2 protein-coding genes and 1 pseudogene are annotated in these 2669 nt (G+C 73.3%); all 3 read left to right on the top strand.

The features are described 5' to 3' along the window. The coding region (locus tag ACSNOD_RS30340; RefSeq protein WP_436770292.1) for a 3-hydroxyacyl-CoA dehydrogenase family protein at positions 1-827 on the top strand (827 nt) is incomplete at its 5' end. Positions 828-978: 151 nt separating this feature from the next. Then, positions 979-1827, top strand: a complete 849-nt coding sequence (locus ACSNOD_RS30335) for a TetR family transcriptional regulator (protein WP_436770291.1) — start codon at positions 979-981, stop codon at positions 1825-1827. A 447-nt stretch (positions 1828-2274) separates the two neighbouring features. Next, positions 2275-2669 (top strand): annotated as a pseudogene (locus ACSNOD_RS30330) (crotonyl-CoA carboxylase/reductase); the annotation flags it as partial.

The following is a 2669-nucleotide window of genomic DNA, read 5'->3' as shown; positions in this document are numbered from 1 at the left end:
CGGGCACCATGGCGTCCGGGATCGCCGAGGTCTTCGCGAAGGCCGGCTACGACGTGGTCCTCGCCGGCCGCACCCTGGAGAAGGCGGAGGCGGCCAAGGCGCGGATCGCCGCGTCGCTGGCCCGGTCGGTGGCCAAGGGCCGGCTGTCGGCCGAGGCGCGCGAGGCGGCGCTGGAGCGCGTCGCCCCGGCGGGCAGCCTGGACGCGTTCGCCGAGGTCGACCTGGCGCTGGAGGCGGTCGCCGAGGACCTGGAGGTCAAGCGGCAGCTCTTCGCGACGCTGGACAAGGTCTGCAAGCCGGGCGCGGTGCTCGCGACGACCACCTCCTCGCTGCCCGTGGTCGCCTGCGCCCGCGCCACCTCGCGCCCGCGGGACGTGATCGGCCTGCACTTCTTCAATCCGGCGCCGGCGATGAAGCTGGTCGAGGTGGTCCGCACGGTGCTGACCTCCGAGGAGGCGCGGGCCACCGCGCACGCGGTGTGCGCCCGGGTCCGCAAGCACCCGGTGGACTGCGGGGACCGGGCCGGGTTCATCGTCAACGCCCTGCTGTTCCCGTACCTCAACAACGCGGTGAAGATGGTGCAGGAGCACTACGCCTCGCTGGACGACATCGACACCGCGATGAAGCTGGGCGGCGGCTATCCGATGGGCCCCTTCGAGCTCCTGGACGTCGTGGGGCTCGATGTGTCGCTGGCCATCCAGCGGGTGCTGCACCGGGAGTTCCGCGACCCGGGGCTGGCCCCCGCGCCGCTGCTCGAACACCTGGTGGCGGCGGGCTGCCTGGGCCGCAAGACCGGCCGCGGCTTCCGTGAGTATGCGACGGCCTGAAAGACAGGGTGGCTGGGGCGGGCTGCTGGAGGGCGCGAGCGGCCCGCCCCCGCGCGAGGGCCGGGCGGGCCGCCGTTCGGGGGGCCCGCCGCCGGGGCCGGGCGCCGGCGCCGAGGAGACGGCGTTCGGACGAATGCAGTACGTTCCCCCCATGTCCCAGCCCGTTAAGTCCGCTCGTACGCTCGCCGCCGCCTCCGACGCCCATGACACCCCCGGCAGCCGCCGGGCCGCCGCGCAGCGGCTCAAGATGCGGCGCGAACTGGCCGCGGCGGCGATGGAGCTCTTCGCGACCAAGGGCTACGAGGCGACCACGGTCGACGAGATCGCGGCTGCGGCCGGGGTGGCGCGCCGCACCTTCTTCCGCCACTTCCGCTCCAAGGAAGAGGCGATCTTCCCGGACCACGACGACACCCTCGTACGGGCCCAGGCGGTGCTGGACGCGGCGCCCGCCCACGAGCACCCGCTGGACACGGTGTGCCGGGGCATCAAGGAGGTCATGCGGATGTACGCGGCCGCCCCCTCGGTGTCGGTGGAGCGCTATCGGCTGACCCGTGAGGTGCCGGCGCTGCGGGAGCGCGAGATCGCCTCCGTGGCGCGCTACGAGCGGCTGTTCACCCGCTATCTGCTGGGCCACTTCGACGAGCGGGCGCACCGCGACGGCGACGACGACCCGCTGCTGGCGGAGGTGGCCGCGTCGGCGGTGGTCACCGCCCACAACCATGTGCTGCGGCGCTGGCTGCGCGGGGGCGGCCAGGGCGATGTGGAGGCCCAGCTGGACCGCGCGTTCGCGATCGTCCGGGAGACGTTCGGCACGGGCATCGGGGCGGGCCGGGCCCGCTCCGAGGAGGCGCCCGAGCCGGACCGGGCGGCCGGCGGGAAGGCCCCGGCCGCCGCGGCGACGGCGGAGGGCGAGGTGCTGGTGACCGTGGCGCGCACCGACGCGCCGCTCGACGAGATCATGCGGACGATCGAGTCGGCGCTCGGCCGCCGCGCGGGCTGACCCGCCGGCCACCCGCTGACGCGGACAACATCACAGATCGACACCGAGTGACGGCCGCCCCGCCCGGGGCGGCCGTTTCGCGCTCATGCGTGCACCCCGTCTGACAACTGGGCGGAAATTTTGGCACGCAGTGTCTTGTCTGCTGGCACGCCGTGCCATACGTTGTGCGGTGTCCGGGCGGCCGGCGTGCAGAGTTCCGACGTACGCCGGCTGTCCCGACAAGCCGACCCCGGCCTGTCCGCCCGGACGCCTGCGTCACAGGCACCCCTCGCGCCACCGCGCTGCCAGCACCACCCGTGCGATCCGCACCGCTCCACCCGTTCCACCCGTGCGGAACGCACGGCGAGCCGCACCACCGAGCCGAACCGACGCCCGCCGCGCACCCGACACAACAAGACCCCAGCGTTCCCTCAAGCGTTTGTCGAAACGCTTCGCCGGAGGCCCCACGTGAACACAATCCTGGACGCGATCCTCTCGTCCGAGAGCACCGCCGCCGACTTCGCCGCCCTGCCGCTGCCCGAGTCGTACCGGGCGGTGACCATCCACAAGGACGAGGCGGAGATGTTCGCCGGCGTCGAGAGCCGGGACAAGGACCCGCGCAAGTCGCTGCACATCGACGAGGTGCCGGTGCCCGAACTCGGGCCCGGCGAGGCCCTGGTGGCCGTGATGGCCAGCTCGGTCAACTACAACTCGGTCTGGACGTCGATCTTCGAACCGGTCTCGACCTTCGGCTTCCTGGAGCGCTACGGCAAGCTCTCGCCGCTGGCCAAGCGGCACGATCTGCCGTACCACATCATCGGCTCCGACCTGGCGGGCGTCGTCCTGCGCACCGGCCCCGGCGT

This window comes from Streptomyces sp. URMC 123 (assembly GCF_051386515.1).
Taxonomy (GTDB): Bacteria; Actinomycetota; Actinomycetes; order Streptomycetales; family Streptomycetaceae; genus Streptomyces.
This window is presented reverse-complemented; position numbering and strand designations above follow the sequence as displayed.